Genomic DNA, 15490 nt, shown 5'->3' with positions numbered 1-15490 from the left:
CGTATACGTTAGAATGAAGAAAAATTTCCGGAGGGACAGCTGTTGAAAATTGGCAAACACACACTTCGGCTGCAAACAACAATTACTTTGATGATTGGTGCAGTTCTTATCATAATGCTGCTAGTGGTCTATGTGCTATTTAGTATAAAGGTTTCCTCACAAACAAAATCCTCGTTGGAACAAAAGGCTGTGATCATTTCCCGTACGTTATCGCGTAACCCTCTAATTATTGAAGCGTTAAACAAATCACGCAGCTCGTCTGAATTGCAAAGCTACACTGAGGAAATCCGATTGTTGAACAATGTGGAATTTGTTGTGGTCATGGATATGAATGCGATCCGATATTCCCATCCGGACAAGGACAAAATTGGTAAGCATTTTATCGGTGGCGACGAAGCCGCAGTCTTGCGGGGGCAGGAAAGCATTTCGGAAGCCGAGGGTTCTTTGGGCCCATCTGTAAGAGCGTTTTCACCTGTCTTCTCTGCACGTGGGAAACAATTAGGAGCGGTGGCAGTAGGGATATCACTGGGAAACATCAGACTTGCCATAAGAGAGAACGTGGGAATCCTTTATTGGGGATTGCTTATAGGCAGTCTAATAGGGGCTGCGGGAGCATTTCTGCTGGCACGTGTTATCAAAAAAATGATGTTTGGCATGGAACCGGCCGCTATTGCTAAGCTTTTGGAAGAGCGTAACTCCATGCTACAGTCAGTTAGGGAGGGAGTCATTGCCGTTGATAAAGAGTCACGTATTACTTTGATTAACACAGAAGCCAGGCGTTTGCTTGCAGCCATTGGCATGCAGGATGATCCCTTGAACCAGTCGGTGGAGAGCTTTTGGCCATCACTGCGGATGAATACAGTGCTCAAAACCGGTGAAGCCAGCCAGGACTTGGAGGTGGAGCATAGCGGTGTTACGTTACTGGCAAACGTGGTTCCCATTCATGTAAAGGGAGCTGTAGAAGGTGCAATTGCCACATTCCGTGATAAGACGGAGATCAGCATACTTATGGAAAGGTTATCTGGCATCTCCTTATATGCTGAGGCATTGCGTGCCCAGGCGCATGAGTTTATGAACAAGCTGCATGTAATATTAGGATTAACACATATGAAAAGGTATGATCGGTTGGAGGCGTATATAACAAGTACTGTCACAACAACACAGGCAGAGATGGGAACGGTGGTGAGACAAGTAAAGGACCCTGTGATGGCGGGATTTCTATTGGGTAAGCTGAGCCGGGCCAGAGAAGCCGGAGTTCGGCTGGTGCTTCTGGAGGATGGGATTCTGCCGGAGCCTAGCGATCCGGAACGCTCCTGCCAACTCATTACGATAGTCGGTAATCTTTTGGATAATGCTATGGAAGCACCGGAAGGTAGAGGCAGCAAATATATTCATTTCAGCTTTCAATATCAGGATAAGACGCTGATAGTTACGGTTAGCGATAATGGAAGCGGTATCCCAGATGAGAAATTGCCGTATATTTTTCAACAGGGGTATTCGACAAAAGGACATGACCGAGGCATCGGCTTGTATCTGGTTGAGCGGAGCCTTAAAGCTATGGGAGGTAAGATTGTTTGTGAAACAGGAAAGGGAGAAGGGACCCGATTTACGGTTAGTTTACCCTATCGAGCAAAGAGTGATGCTCAATGATTAGTGTATTGATTGTAGAAGATGATCCGATGGTAGCCGAGATGAATAAATTCTATCTGGAGCAAGTGGAAGGTTTTCAGTGTAAAGGCTGGGCAAAATCAGTGGGTGAAGCTCTGATCAAATTGGCAGATGAGTCTTTCGAGCTGATTCTGCTGGATATTTACATGAAAGAGAGCAATGGATTGGAGCTGCTGTCCGCTCTCCGTCGAGGCAGTAAACGAATAGATGTGATTATCATTTCAGCTGCGAGCGATAAGGACAGTATCCGAGACGCGCTTCAGAACGGTGCAGTCGATTATCTTATCAAACCGTTTGAGTTTCAACGCTTTCTCGCAGCCCTTTCCGCCTACAAGGAGCAGCATTTCCTGTTCTGCAATCAGGATTCCCTGGATCAGTCTGAACTAGATAAGCTAACTGGGTATAGGAAAGAGCCCTCGGCCGTTCAGGATTTATCTAAGGGCTTTACCCGGCATACACTTCGGACGGTCTGGAAAGCGGTGGAGACCCATAATGCAAATTCCTTTAGCACTGAAGAGATTGCAGTTAGTTCCGGAATCTCGCGGGTTTCGGTTGGGAAATATCTTGCCATCCTCGCGGATATGGGAGCGCTGAACAGTGAATTGACCTATGGCACCATAGGAAGACCTGTACAGCGATATCGCATGTCTTCCCGCGGCAGTTCTGTGATTTCTAAATTCATATAGCCTCTTGGAGTGGGCCGCCGGTTCCGAGTTTTATAAGGAATTGGCGGTTTTTGATTGCTTATTTTTGATAGCGCTTACTTTAATAATTTTTATAATTCAATCAATAATTACGTAAAAACAAAAGCGCTTTCATTTCCGCTACTATAAGGCTAGAAAAGAGTTTAGGAGGAAATGAAAAATGCAAAATACGATTCCATCACCTGTTTCCAAAGGAAAGGAAGGTCCCCTGCCAGAAAAGGCTGCCTTCATTCAAAAATGTAAGCATTTTAAGGTCGGTGTCTTTCCGCTCCCTGTGTATCTAGCTCTGGCAGTGGTCATTCTTCTTGCAAGTGTGGCCGGGAAGCTACCGAATGACATGATTGGAGGGTTCGCTGTCATTATGGTTCTGGGTATTCTGCTGAGTGATATCGGTATGAAGCTTCCCTTGTTGAAAAATATAGGCGGCCCCGCAATCATGGCCCTTATGATCCCATCCCTGCTGATTTACTTGAATTTGTTCAACTCTACTGTGACAGACGCTGTCACTACATTGATGAAAGAGGCAAACTTCCTGTACTTGTACATCTCCATCCTGGTGAGTGGCAGTATGCTCGGCATGCACCGCAAAACATTGGTAGCGGGTATTACGCGGATCTTCATCCCGCTCATCGTCGGGACGATTGCAGCGGTTCTCGGCGGACTACTGGTAGGAACGCTCACAGGTTATAGCATGTATCATACTTTCTTCTTTATTATCGTACCGATCCTTGGCGGTGGAATCGGTGAAGGGATTCTTCCTCTCTCGATTGCATACTCAAGCATTCTGGGTGGACACGAAGCGGGTTATTACGTATCGCAGATGATCCCGTCGGCAATTATCGGCAACGTATTCGCCATCATTGTGGCGGGCTTCCTGAAACGTCTGGGCGAGAAAAAGCCCCATCTAAGCGGTAACGGTACACTAGTCAAATCCGGTGACGATCTACAGCATGACAATCCGGATAGCAAACCCAAAGATTTCATGATGATGGGTGCGGGACTTCTGATCGCATGCAGTTTCTTCATTGTTGGGGCATTGCTTGCAGATTATGTAGGGATACCCGGACCGATTGTCATGATTCTGATGGCCGTACTGATCAAATGTGTCAAGGCGCTTCCCGAAAGATTCGAAAATGGGGCTTACCAGTTGTATAAGTTCGTTGCTGGTAACCTGACATGGCCGCTCATGGTAGGTTTGGGCATGCTATACGTTCCTCTGAAGGATGTAGCTGCCATTATCTCTGTACCTTATGTGCTGACCTGCCTCGCCATCGTCTTCAGCATGGTGGTTTCCGGCTATTTTGTGGGAAGAAAAATCAATATGTACCCTGTCGATGCGGCAATTGTAACCGTCTGCCATAGCGGCTTGGGTGGAACCGGAGATGTAGCCATTCTCTCTGCCTCCAATCGTATGCAGCTCATGCCTTTTGCTCAGATCTCCACCCGGATCGGCGGCGTCAGCACCGTTATTGTGGCAACTATTCTATTGCGGTTTTGGAGCTGATTAGGATGTCAAGCATACAGCCAGAAAGCTTGTAGAGAAAAATACATTGCAATTAACAGGAGGAACAGTAATGAAAATAATGGATGAAGTAATGAAGATGCATGTTGGCGGCAAGCTGGAGACCGGCTTGAAGAACCCTATTCGAAGCATGGAGGATTTATCCAAGGTATATACACCCGGAGTAGCTAAAGTGTGTCAGGCTATCGCTGCAGACCAAGATAAAGCATACGAATATACGATTAAGAAAAATTCGGTGGCGGTCGTTAGTGACGGAACAGCTGTACTCGGACTTGGCGATATCGGTCCCAAAGCAGCCATGCCGGTCATGGAAGGCAAAGCAGCGTTGTTCAAACAGTTTGCAGATGTGGACGCTTTCCCAATCTGCCTGGATACAAAAGATACCGAAGAAATTATCGCGATTGTCAAAGCAATCGCCCCTACCTTCGGAGGCATTAATCTCGAAGATATTTCTTCACCTCGTTGCTTTGAAATTGAAGCGAGACTTAAGCAGGAGCTCGATATTCCAGTCTTCCACGACGATCAGCATGGAACGGCGATTGTGGTACTGGCTGGAATTTTGAATGCGTTAAGAGTATGCAACAAGGACATTAAGAATGTAAAGATAGTGGTCAATGGTATTGGAGCCGCCGGTATCGCCGTATCTAAGATGCTCCTGCATGCCGGTGCTGTAAATTTGATCGGTGTGGACCGCCAGGGTGCAATTAACCGTGCTGTCCATTACGATAAATCGCATTGGAGCGAGTTTGCACTAATTACGAATCCTCATCTGGAGAGAGGTTCCTTATCTGAAGTTATTCAGGGTGCCGATGTATTTATCGGACTATCCGCCCCAGGTGCCTTAAAGCTAGGTGATGTAAAAAGAATGGCTGCTGATCCGATTGTATTTGCCATGGCCAATCCTACTCCGGAGATTGATCCTGAAATTGCCGCGTCTTACGTCAAGGTTATGGCGACAGGGCGCTCCGATTTTCCTAACCAAATCAATAATGTTCTCTGTTTTCCCGGTATTTTTCGTGGAGCCCTTGACTGTGGCGCCACTGAAATCAATGAAGATATGAAACTGGCTGCTGCAGAGGCGATATCTTCGGTAATTGACGCCAGTGATCTTAATGAAACTTATATTATGCCGAATGCGTTTGATCCACGGGTAGTGGAGCGTATCCGGGAAGCGGTTATTCGAGCGGCGCTCAAGAGTGGTGTGGCAAGAATAGGTACGTTATTGGAAAGCAATTAAAGCTGGATAAACATCCGATCCAGATTATTCATAAATTAATTTTTCGGAGTTCTGTGCATATCTCGAATACATGATGTTAGGTAACTCTGCCTCTAGAGTTACCTTTGTTTTTTTATCTGGTTTGCAAAAATAAAAGAAATCAGTTATATTTAATGTAATTAGATAATCTAACTATAGGAGTAAGGAGGTATACAAATTGAAAAGAAAGCCTGCCAAGGAATATACGACCGAGCAACAATTACCGAGACTTGGAACATCGCCTTATTTGAAGTTGATGGAGCGTACAGCCTCATCCGATACCAATCTAAATTCTGCGCATCTGGGCCTAATTATGCTCTGGCTGGGAGATAACATTTTAGACATGGTGGATATTGATTTAGCTGCTTTTGACATCACGGAGAGCAAGCTGGATCTATTACTCCTATTATCCCTTCACGCAGATCAGGAATTGGTTACACCTTCATCCTTAGCAGACCGATTGGGTATTCGCCGATCGTCCGTAACGGCTTTGTTAATATGGCTGGAGAAAAGAAATTTGATTGTTCGTGAACCGTATGCCAAGGATGGCCGTATGACTCACGTTCGTATTAGCGCTGAAGGCAGTACGCTTGTGAATCAAATATTGCCTACGTTCTGGTCTACTTGCGCATCCCTTGTTGATGAATTAGATAAAGAAGAGCAAGCGGTGTTCCAAAAAGTGTTGGTTAAACTAAATGCAAGCTTAGAAAAACGACTTGGATCGGGTAGATAATTTTTTTGGTCATATAGTTAGATAATCTAATTACATTAATTCAGAGGTGGATATTATCTGATTTGATAACCGTGATGGATATTACAACATGAAGGTATGTGATGCAAAATGAAACAAACTCAGCATTCAGGGGACCAGCAGCAGAGTCGTGAGCAGCATTTTATATCGCTGCGCATCATGTTTAAGGAGATGTTATTGCACACAAGGTCGCAATGGGTCTTTCTTATGCTTGGTGCCGTCACAGTGATAGCCATTTCCATTCTTGAATTTATGATCCCTCAGTTAACTAAAGAGATCATAGACCAGATCATCCCTGAAAAAAGGTATTACGCGCTACTTGAAACGGGAGGTCTTATCCTGCTAGCTGCATTGCTGTTGGGGATATTTAACTTCAGTAGCAGTTATGTAATGACAATTGTTAGTCAGAAGGCAATTTTCCAGTTGCGAAACAAATTGCACAAACACACATTAAGTTTGGATTTGAAATTTTTTGACCGTAATCGGACCGGGGATCTTATGGCAAGGTTAACGAGTGATGTAAATCAACTACAGGAACTGGTTTCAGCCGATAGCCTGTCCATCATAGCGGATGTCATAACCTTCGCTGCGATCGTGGGGTACTTATTATATACGGACTGGCAACTAGCATTAATTACACTTATAACCCTGCCTTTCTTATTTATAACATCACGATATTTCAGCCTGCGCATTAAGAGTGCCTATAGAGCGGTACGTCACATATCAGCTCAGTTAAACAACTCACTTCAAGATACGTTGTCAGGCATACGGATGATTAAGTCTTTTGCAAGTGAAGATGCGGAAGCTAAGCAGTTCGAGGCATTGAGCGAACAGCATCGGATAGCCACAGTCTTTGCTTCAAGGTTATCGGGAACTTTCTCGCCAATTATCGATTGGCTGAATTATGTAGGTATGACGTCGGTGCTTCTGTTCGGAGCGTGGCAGGTTATGCATGGGAATATGTCCGTTGGTGATATCGTAGCTTACTTAGCTTACTTGCGTTTGTTGCAAGCGCCCATCCGTTCCTTTAGCAGAATGATTACCAAAGTGCAGCAATCGGCAGCAGCATTCGAGCGCATTCAAGAAGTCTTAACAACCGTTCCAGAGGTTTATGATAAGGAAGGAGCGATTGTTCTACCGCCAGTAAAAGGACAAATTGTGTTTGATGATGTTGAATTTGCATATGAAGAAGGACATCCCATTCTACAAAACTTCCAATTGCGGATTCCATGTAACCAAACTACGGCTTTGGTCGGTTCGTCAGGATCAGGAAAGTCAACGATTGCTTATTTGATTGCCCGTTTCTATGACGTTCAGCGAGGAGACATTTATATTGATAGTTATCCGTTAACGGGAGTGACGATGAAGTCGCTTCGTCAGCAGATGGGGATCGTATCTCAGGATGTAATTCTCCTCAATGGCACGATACGTGAAAATATTGTGTACGGTAAACCTCAGGCCACAGAAGATGAGATCAAAGCGGCTGCCCATGCCGCAAACGCCCATGAATTTATTTCAGCCTTTCCAATGGGCTATGATACGCCCATTGGGGAAAGAGGGGCCAAGCTTTCCGGAGGACAAAAGCAAAGATTGTCAATAGCCAGAGCTTTCTTGACCAATCCTCGCATTCTTATTTTGGACGAAGCTACGGCTGCTCTGGATACGGAATCTGAACAACATATTCAGCATGCGTTATCTGTGCTTCTTCCAGGTCGAACTTGTCTGGTTATCGCCCACCGTCTTTCCACGATTCAAAATGCCGATCAAATTGTTGTATTGGAGCATGGACAGATTGTGGAGTTGGGAAATCATGAAGACCTACTCCGGCGAAATGGGCGATACAAAGAACTATATGAGATGCAATTTCCAACGAAATCTTCCTTCGAACAAATTTTATAATTGAGGTGTAATATGAACAATTCAATCAATTCTACGGGTGCAACTAGAAATTATACGCTTATGACCATGATTCTTTGTTGGACCGGCCTTGTTGTCATGTCCAGTCTATATGTAACGATTCCGCTAATTACATTGTTTGCACAGCTTTTTGAAATTTCCACGACGAATGCTGCCGCTACGGGAAGTACTTTTTCGATAGGCTTTGCCATTGGTTGCTTAATCTATGGCGCGCTGTCCGATAAATACGGACGGAAGACAGTTATATTTGCAGGGCTCATTTTCCTGGCATTGATTTCATTAATTCTGGGAACGGTTCACAGCTTTGCATGGATTTTAGCTTTAAGAGGACTACAGGGAGCAGCAGCAGCAACCTTCTCTCCAGTAGCACTTGCCTATGCGGTTGAGATGTATCCAGCGGAAAAACGGGTAACTACTATTGGTTTTATCAGTACGGGATTTCTGATTGCAGGTATTGTAGGTCAAGTGGCTAGTAGTATGCTCAGTGAGCATTATGGCTGGAATGCAGTTTTTTATATTCTTGCCGTTGTTTATGCGTTGACCGCTATATTAGTGTTTTTCTTCCTTCCCAAAGGAGGTATCCAGCAGGCACATGCTAATATCTGGGAGCCTATTAAGCAAATTGGCAAAGTGTTTGTTCAAAAACAATTGGTGTTATGTTATCTAGTGGCATTCGTTCTGCTTATGTCTTTTGTAAGCATGTATACAGTACTGGGTAACTATCTAAGCTCAGCTCCATTTGAGCTAAGCAAGCAAGAAATTCTTTCTGTCCGTTTTGTCGGCATATTAGGTATGCTCGTTTCTCCATTCGCGGGAAGAATATCCAAGCGTTTCGGCGTAGGTATAACGCTTCGCGGTGGATTGCTGATAGCGATCATTGGTTTGGGGTCTATGGGGATGATTTCTAATCTGCCACTTCTTATTGTGATGAGCATCCTTTTTGTGGCGGGGATCGCACTAGCCGTTCCTTCACTTGTTTCGCTTGTTGGGCAAGTGGGCGGCAAGATGCGCGGGATAGCTGTATCTGTATATACTTTTATATTGTTTACAGGCACAAGCTTTGGTCCGATTATCTCTCTTCAATTGATGAATCATGCAAGTTATTTAATTACGTTTCTTCTATTGGCATATATTTTGTGCATTGGGTTGATAGCAGCATGTCTTATTCATCATGAGGAAGCAGGGGAGTTAAACAGCCAGAAAATTTGTGATCAATAAACAAAAGACGATGAAATGACATCATAACGATTGTTTATTCAAGGTAACTTCTTTTGAAGTTACCTTTTTATTTTGAAGTCACGTGGGCCCGTAATGTGGTCTGGAGAAGCTTATGTCCTAATGAAAATAGTTGTATAAAAATTTGATATACGCGCAGAGAAATTCCGGTGAATAGCGTCAAATAGAAGTGGACGTTAAAATGATTTAATTTGGTTCATTATGTTCCTTATTGCAGTCGAACAGTTCTTAAGCTTTTTGTAAGAATCCGATAAGAAAAAAGAAAGTTCTGTTATGTACAATGTATGAAATGAGAGACTATAACTGTATTAAGGATGGTGGCTGAGTTGGGTTTCAAAATACGTAAAACCACAGTGCAATCCGTCTGGATGATGTGGGAAAAAGCTTTTGCGTTGCTTTCACATTTTCGCGGATCGCATAAGTCGAGTTTTGGTATATGTACCGTGATGCTAAAAAAACACCGGGGACAGCCAATTGTATGCCAGGACGCCACGGTCATCAACCAGGGTGAGTGGGTGGGAGAGCTCCATCTCGATAATGGAAGCATTCTGAAGTTGATCCAGTCCGAAGGATCGGATCGTGCTGCACTCCAAACGGCTCGCATGCTGCGTAAATCAATGCAACAAATCAATGAAGCCTTCGAATCGCAGTCCGAGTTCAGGCAGGTCAAGGCTTTATTGGGGATTACACTGCTCCATCGGGGATTAACACACGGTCTTGGTTTTGAACAGCAAAATATAAAGTCCGGTGTTTTTGAACGCATCACCACCATTTATCTTCGATTGCTGCTGTCTGCTATGCATCCGGAAGGGAGACAAAGAATCAATCGGCGAACAGAGCAACTGGTCCCGATGTTACTGATCCATTCACGCGCCTCACTGAAAAATAGATTCTCACCCGGACAGAACTACTCTGGATAGGACTTAAGCTTGTTATAAGGAGGTGTAATCATACTTACATATCTAATAGGAGGAATACTATGTACCGCCACTCTTTACATGTTTATTCCGAGTTTGATTACGCGAGTGAGCGGCTTTGGTGTCTTTCGCAAAGGAACGGTAAAAAAACAGGTGGCATTCACTTTTGACGATGGGCCACATCCGAAATATACGCCGATATTGCTGGATTTATTGAAGTTGCATCAAGTGAAGGCTACTTTTTTCGTGCTAGGATCGAGAGCGGAGCAGTATCCAGACCTGATCAGAAGAATGGATCGGGAAGGCCATCAGATTGGCATCCATAATTATTGTCATACCTCTAACTGGCTGATGCTGCCCCGTACTATTAGGCGAGAACATCTGGACCGCTCTGCTGATATTATAGAGTCTATTGTCGGAACCCGACCCAATCATTACCGTCCACCCTGGGGATTAATCAATCTATTTGATTTCTTTCGTTACAAGCAGTATCGAATTGTTCTGTGGTCGCTGAAGGCAGGCGACTGGAACACCCGGGTCTGTCAAACCCGGATGCAGGCCACTCTGTTAGGTGGAATCACCGATGGCTCCGTTGTCTTACTTCACGACAGCGGTGAGACTGTGGGCGCGGACCGGCATGCTCCTTATTATATGCTGCAATCTTTAGAGGAAGTGCTAAACCAACTGCAGGCAAGAAACCTGCAATTTGTTCGTCTTGACGAAATGTCTTGACGTATTCCAGTGTTTTTGCTGTTAAGACTTAAATTGTTTGCGGAAGCAGAGCGGCGAGATGCCCATCAATAATTTGAAGGTTCGTCCAAAATGGGAGGTGTTATCAAACCCAACCATTCCCGCAATTTCAGTAACATTAAAAGAAGAGCCAACCAGCAAATCACGCGCTTCTTTAATGCGGATGTTATTGATATATTCAATGAAGCTGAACCCGGTGGCTTCTTTAAAAGTTCGGCATAAGTAGGAAGAGCTTATGTCGAATTTCTGTGAAATCTCACAGAGCTTAAGCGGTTCCATATAATGTTGATTTACATAATTAACGATGTCCAGGACTTTCTTGTGTGTACGATTGGATTCCACCATTGGAGCAACACGGCTGTCGAATAGTTTACGATTAAGATAGAGGAGCAACTCCACCAATAATAGTTGTTGATACTGTTCATATCCGCGTGCTTGCTTCTTCCCCTCTTGAATCATCTTCTGAAAAAGCTGTTCGATGAAATACTGATCTATACCGGTCATCTTCAAAGCGCGGTAATCACTTTTGAACAATTCGAGCAGTTCCTCACTTTGACCACCGGTACAAAAATGCTGCAGGAATTCTTTTTTAAACAGCAGTGTAACCCGTTCATACATATTGCAGCCGGAATTAACCAGTTTGTGCATTTCGTGAATATCCATAAATAGCAACGTACCGCCCGCAACCTGGTAGGTTCTGTCCCCTATAAAATAATAAAAATCCCCGGATATTAAATACAGAATCTCATATGCATCATGATAGTGTCTTGAAGGCATGCTGGTGTATACCTGTTTCTTGCGGCTGATCTCAAAAAGAGTAGACTCATAAAATACCGGTTTCATTCAGCACCTCCTAAGAGGATTGTAGACTTAATCTAGGGGTTGTAGCAATATATGTATAAAAATTAATAATTACAAGAAAATACGTGCTGTTTGGACAAACTTTTTGAGATAAGCTTAAATAGAATTACCAAGTGTTGGAAAAAGGAGGGCTGTCATGCTCAGATAGGTTGGGGATAAGGTTCGCTGCCACTCAAAGTTAAAGCGCTTAAACTATTTAATCAAAGGAGAGATTGCGGTGCTTAATTCAACGAATAGTAAGGTTTCCAAGAAGATGAAATTTTCATTGTTGATCCTGCTCAGTTTTTCAATGATTTTTTCTTATGGCTATCTGTCCAGTGCATCTCAACAGAAAAGTTATGCGGCAGGGAACCCTGATTCTAATTTCTCACCGGCAACACTTCAATTCTTGCGCGACAACACAGGTCTGGATGGTGAGCAGTGGAACAATATTATGATGCTTGTCAACAAACCGGAGCAGGACGATCTGAACTGGATCAATTTTTACGGATATTGTGAAGATATTGATGATGACCGCGGATATACGATTGGAATATTCGGTGCGACTACAGGTGGCTCAAATGATACCGGTCCCGACGGTCCGGATCTGTTCAAGGCATATGATGCTGCCAAAGGCGCGAGTAATCCTTCGGTTAAAGGCGCATTGGCCCGGATCGGTGTCAAGGGTTCCATGAAAGGGAAGATCCTCGAAATCAATGAAAGCGAAGAGAGCTTCTGCAGAAAAATCGGTAATTTGCAAAATGATCCCGAGTGGAGAGAGGCTATGTGGAAAACGTTCTACAATATCTACATTAAATACAGTGTGGAACAGGCCCGCAATCGCGGCTTTAACTCGGCATTAACTATTGGTTCCTTCGTGGATGCAGCGCTGAACCATGGAGCTACCGGCGGTTCCGAGACTCTTCAAGGGCTTTTGGGTAAATCAGGAAGCAGCACGGATGAGAAGACTTTCATGACCAAATTCTATAAAGAACGGACCAAGATTGTGGATACTAATGAGTACAACTCTCCGCCTAACGGCAAGAACCGTGTGAAGCAGTGGAGCAATTTGCTCAACATGGGAGAGACAGACCTGAAGGGTGCAGATTCGGCAATCCTTCAAGTCACTGACTGGGAACTTCAATAAGAGGATTGTAAGGGTAGACAGAACCGCCGTTCTTCTCGGTGACGGCGGTTCGATGATAAGTGAGATTAATGAAGAGGGAGATGGGTCGAATGGATAACCACCAATCTTATCTCAAAAACAGATTTCCCAAGGTAATCAGTCTAATGGTTATAGGTTTGCTGCTTGCCATGGAGTTGACCGGTTTTGTTTCAGCAGGAAGGGAGGGAAATGAGGAAGATCTTGCAAGCGAAGTAACTGCAGCTCAGGAAACGATTGCCCAGTGGATTTTTAAAGACAAAGGCGAGAACGGAGTATTTCCGGCTACAGGCGGAGTATATCAGACGGCTTCATCCATTCGTGATATAGGAACAAATACGGATGCATACACCTATGAGCCCAGTGAGAACAGCGTACGCAACCAGGGCTGGCATGAAGGAACGGGCACTAAATACTGGCTTGCCACGATTTCTACCCAAGGCTTCGAATGTATCCTCCTCTCTTCACAGCAAACTTCTTCAAGTACAGGACCTAGGGATTTTAAGGTGCAATACAGTATAGATCAGCAGGAATGGACAGATGTTGCGGGCGGCAACCTTGTTCTAGCCCAGAACAATTTTAATTGTTCCAATAATTCCTGCAAATTAACGAACCTCGTTTTGCCTGCGGGAACAAACAATCAAGATGTACTCTATATCCGCTGGGTGGTTAACTCTACGAAAAGCGTAAGCGGGGGAACAGTGTCCAGCTCAGGCTCAAGTAGAATCAAAGATGTAGTAATTAAAGGAACACGTAGCAGCGGCGAACCTGGGGACACTCCCACACTTGAGGTAAGCAAAACTCCCGCTTCAGGGGCTGCAGATGTTTCCCTTAATGCAGAGATCACTGTGAAGTTTAATAAAGCCATCAGTCTCGACAGTGGTTATCAAGTTGTAATCACAGAAAACAATCTTCCTCTTACCAACATTTCTGCTTCCCTCCTCGGTCAAGACACAGTCAAAGTCAGTCACCCTAATTTCATTGCCGGGAAAACTTACAACGTGACCGTCCCTAAAGAGCTTGTTAAGGGGACTACGGATGGCCGGACACCTGAGAACGATATTACCTGGAGCTTTAAGACGAAGTCTCAGGATATCGGCAATAAAACACCAACGCTGCTGAACATGACTTTTAATGGGGACCCAAAGACAAGTATCGCCTTTGACTGGTATACAGCCGAAACCGTCAGAGGTACAGTAGTGCAAGTGGTGGAGGCCTCCAATGCGGGAGGAAGTGAGTTCCCGGAACAACTGGCAATATCTTATGAGGGCAGCTCAACAGTTATTGAAACCTTAATGACATCAGGAGACCGAAGCTCCAAAAAGTATAAAAAGTTCGCTAGTCACAAGGTTATTACAAGCGGTCTCAATCCTGGAACTAAGTATATATATCGGGCCGGTAACGGTGATGCGGACGGCTGGAGCGAGGCGGGTTCTTTTACCACGGACAAGGCGGATAATCAGGATTTCCATTTCCTCTACGTGACCGACACCCAAGGCTCAAGTAAATCGAATTTCGATCTGTGGCAGGATACTTTTAAGCGAGCTATTGAGAAAACGGTAGATCCCAAGTTTGTTCTTCTTACAGGGGATCTAACGGATGATGGTGATCTGGAGCAGCTGTGGCAGTGGTTCTTGGGTGTGCCGAAAAAAGAATTTGCCAATGTGCCATTTGCACCGATTATCGGCAACCATGAGATAGAGGATTATCCGAATAATAACTTCTATAACCATTTTAATCTTCCAAAAGATGTCGGGACGGGTGCTCATGACGGGTCGGTATATGCTTTCGAATACGGCGATGCACTGTTTATGCAGATCAATTCCCAGTACGAAGGAGAGGTCACGCCGTACAAAGCAGATATTCAGTTCACGAAGCAATTGGAATGGATGCGGAATCAGGTGGCAAAGACCGATAAGAAGTGGAAATTCGTCTCTATGCATAAGGGAGCTTATTCCTCAGGGGATAATGCTTCGGCAGAAAGCGACCGGGTAGAATTTTACCGGAAATATCTGATTCCTGTATTTGATGAGCTGGGTGTGGATATGGTGTTTGAGGGACATGACCATATGTATATGAGGTCTTTTCAAATGCTGAACAATGTTCCGATTAAGAATGTCATTACCGATGAGCAAGGAAATGTGCTGAATCCCAAAGGGACTGTGTATCTAATGGGCAACTCGGCTGCTTCGAAATTCTATGCTATTAATCCAGACGCAGACACTTTTTTTGCAGCAAAAAACGATCAGCCCAACAAGAAAATGTTCGTAGATGTTTCCATTACAAACGATGTGCTGAAATTTACATCCTACACAGCAGTTAAAGATAAACCCCTTGCCGTCTATGATGCTTACAGTATCAAGCGGACTGACGTCAAACCCGGCATTGTCGAAAATCCAAGCGCAGTAAGACAGTCAGGGAACCGTGCAGTTCTTTCGTGGAAAGCACCAACAAATAGCCCTGAGCCAGTGCGAGGTTACCGGATTTATGAGAAAAATGATAAAGTTAGCACAAATTGGAGCGTGTATGTGTCGACGGTAAGCGGTCAGACGAGTTACAGCTATACATTAAACGGCATAGATTCTGCTAAAGCCTACAATTTCGTGATTAAAGCAGTGGGGACAAGAAATAATTCGCTTCCAGCAGAGGTAGGAATGCAATGAATCCTCGAAAAAAAAATTACTAACCGAATGTACCCTGGTTAAAAGACACTAGCTCACGCTAGTGTCTTTTTCCTTCCAAGGGCAGTCTCATAAGGATGCCTCATA

General features: G+C 44.4%; 12 protein-coding genes. 11 read left to right on the top strand and 1 reads right to left on the bottom strand.

Going from position 1 to position 15490, the window contains the following annotated elements:
• The first annotated feature begins 42 nt into the window (after window positions 1–42).
• The 9 genes from dcuS to MKY99_RS19470 all read left to right on the top strand — a co-directional run bounded on the left by dcuS (window position 43) and on the right by MKY99_RS19470 (window position 10702).
• Window positions 43–1650: a DcuS/MalK family sensor histidine kinase gene (gene dcuS, locus MKY99_RS19510; RefSeq protein ID WP_339265824.1), complete on the top strand. Its 1608-nt coding sequence runs from the start codon at window positions 43–45 to the stop codon at window positions 1648–1650.
• On the top strand, window positions 1647–2354 hold the full coding sequence (locus tag MKY99_RS19505; RefSeq protein WP_339265822.1) for a response regulator: 708 nt from the start codon (window positions 1647–1649) through the stop codon (window positions 2352–2354). Before dcuS ends, MKY99_RS19505 begins: the two co-directional genes overlap by 4 nt.
• Window positions 2355–2532: 178 nt before the next feature.
• Window positions 2533–3876, top strand: a complete 1344-nt coding sequence (locus MKY99_RS19500; protein ID WP_339265820.1) for a 2-hydroxycarboxylate transporter family protein — start codon at window positions 2533–2535, stop codon at window positions 3874–3876.
• Window positions 3877–3946: 70 nt separating this feature from the next.
• Complete coding sequence (locus tag MKY99_RS19495) at window positions 3947–5131, top strand: NADP-dependent malic enzyme (protein ID WP_339265818.1); 1185 nt, start codon at window positions 3947–3949, stop codon at window positions 5129–5131.
• 196 nt (window positions 5132–5327) lie between these two features.
• On the top strand, window positions 5328–5882 hold the full coding sequence (locus MKY99_RS19490; protein WP_339265816.1) for a MarR family transcriptional regulator: 555 nt from the start codon (window positions 5328–5330) through the stop codon (window positions 5880–5882).
• A 108-nt stretch (window positions 5883–5990) separates the two neighbouring features.
• Entirely contained in the window at window positions 5991–7799 is a 1809-nt protein-coding gene (locus tag MKY99_RS19485) for an ABC transporter ATP-binding protein (protein WP_339265814.1), read from the top strand.
• 12 nt (window positions 7800–7811) lie between these two features.
• Window positions 7812–9035 (top strand): MFS transporter, encoded by a 1224-nt coding sequence (locus tag MKY99_RS19480; RefSeq protein ID WP_339265812.1) that lies wholly within the window; start codon window positions 7812–7814, stop codon window positions 9033–9035.
• A gap of 386 nt (window positions 9036–9421) precedes the next feature.
• The gene (locus MKY99_RS19475; RefSeq protein ID WP_339271721.1) at window positions 9422–9973 is read left to right on the top strand and encodes a polysaccharide deacetylase; all 552 of its coding nucleotides are present in this window, start codon (window positions 9422–9424) and stop codon (window positions 9971–9973) included.
• Between the two features lie 78 nt (window positions 9974–10051).
• A complete protein-coding gene (locus tag MKY99_RS19470; protein WP_339265810.1) occupies window positions 10052–10702 on the top strand; it encodes a polysaccharide deacetylase family protein in 651 nt (216 codons plus the stop codon).
• A gap of 21 nt (window positions 10703–10723) precedes the next feature.
• On the opposite strand, the gene MKY99_RS19465 is transcribed toward MKY99_RS19470, so the two are convergent.
• The gene (locus tag MKY99_RS19465; protein ID WP_042189655.1) at window positions 10724–11563 is read right to left on the bottom strand and encodes an AraC family transcriptional regulator; all 840 of its coding nucleotides are present in this window, start codon (window positions 11561–11563) and stop codon (window positions 10724–10726) included.
• 235 nt (window positions 11564–11798) lie between these two features.
• On the opposite strand from MKY99_RS19465, the gene MKY99_RS19460 reads away from it, so the two are divergent.
• Complete coding sequence (locus MKY99_RS19460) at window positions 11799–12707, top strand: chitosanase (RefSeq protein ID WP_339265808.1); 909 nt, start codon at window positions 11799–11801, stop codon at window positions 12705–12707.
• An 89-nt stretch (window positions 12708–12796) separates the two neighbouring features.
• Window positions 12797–15385, top strand: a complete 2589-nt coding sequence (locus tag MKY99_RS19455) for a metallophosphoesterase (protein WP_339265806.1) — start codon at window positions 12797–12799, stop codon at window positions 15383–15385.
• The last annotated feature ends 105 nt before the right edge of the window (window positions 15386–15490 follow it).

It is taken from the genome of Paenibacillus sp. FSL R5-0470, assembly GCF_037975205.1.
GTDB lineage: Bacteria > Bacillota > Bacilli > Paenibacillales > Paenibacillaceae > Paenibacillus_AQ.
This window is presented reverse-complemented; position numbering and strand designations above follow the sequence as displayed.

Bases quoted from the DNA above. Each gene is read 5' to 3' on its own strand.
- MKY99_RS19505 (WP_339265822.1), top strand. From the start codon at position 1,647: ATGATTAGTGTATTGATTGTAGAAGATGATCCGATGGTAGCCGAGATG.
- MKY99_RS19500 (WP_339265820.1), top strand. From the start codon at position 2,533: ATGCAAAATACGATTCCATCACCTGTTTCCAAAGGAAAGGAAGGTCCC.
- MKY99_RS19495 (WP_339265818.1), top strand. From the start codon at position 3,947: ATGAAAATAATGGATGAAGTAATGAAGATGCATGTTGGCGGCAAGCTG.
- MKY99_RS19485 (WP_339265814.1), top strand. From the start codon at position 5,991: ATGAAACAAACTCAGCATTCAGGGGACCAGCAGCAGAGTCGTGAGCAG.
- MKY99_RS19480 (WP_339265812.1), top strand. From the start codon at position 7,812: ATGAACAATTCAATCAATTCTACGGGTGCAACTAGAAATTATACGCTT.
- MKY99_RS19475 (WP_339271721.1), top strand. From the start codon at position 9,422: ATGATGTGGGAAAAAGCTTTTGCGTTGCTTTCACATTTTCGCGGATCG.
- MKY99_RS19470 (WP_339265810.1), top strand. From the start codon at position 10,052: ATGTTTATTCCGAGTTTGATTACGCGAGTGAGCGGCTTTGGTGTCTTT.
- MKY99_RS19465 (WP_042189655.1), bottom strand. From the start codon at position 11,563: ATGAAACCGGTATTTTATGAGTCTACTCTTTTTGAGATCAGCCGCAAG.
- MKY99_RS19455 (WP_339265806.1), top strand. From the start codon at position 12,797: ATGGATAACCACCAATCTTATCTCAAAAACAGATTTCCCAAGGTAATC.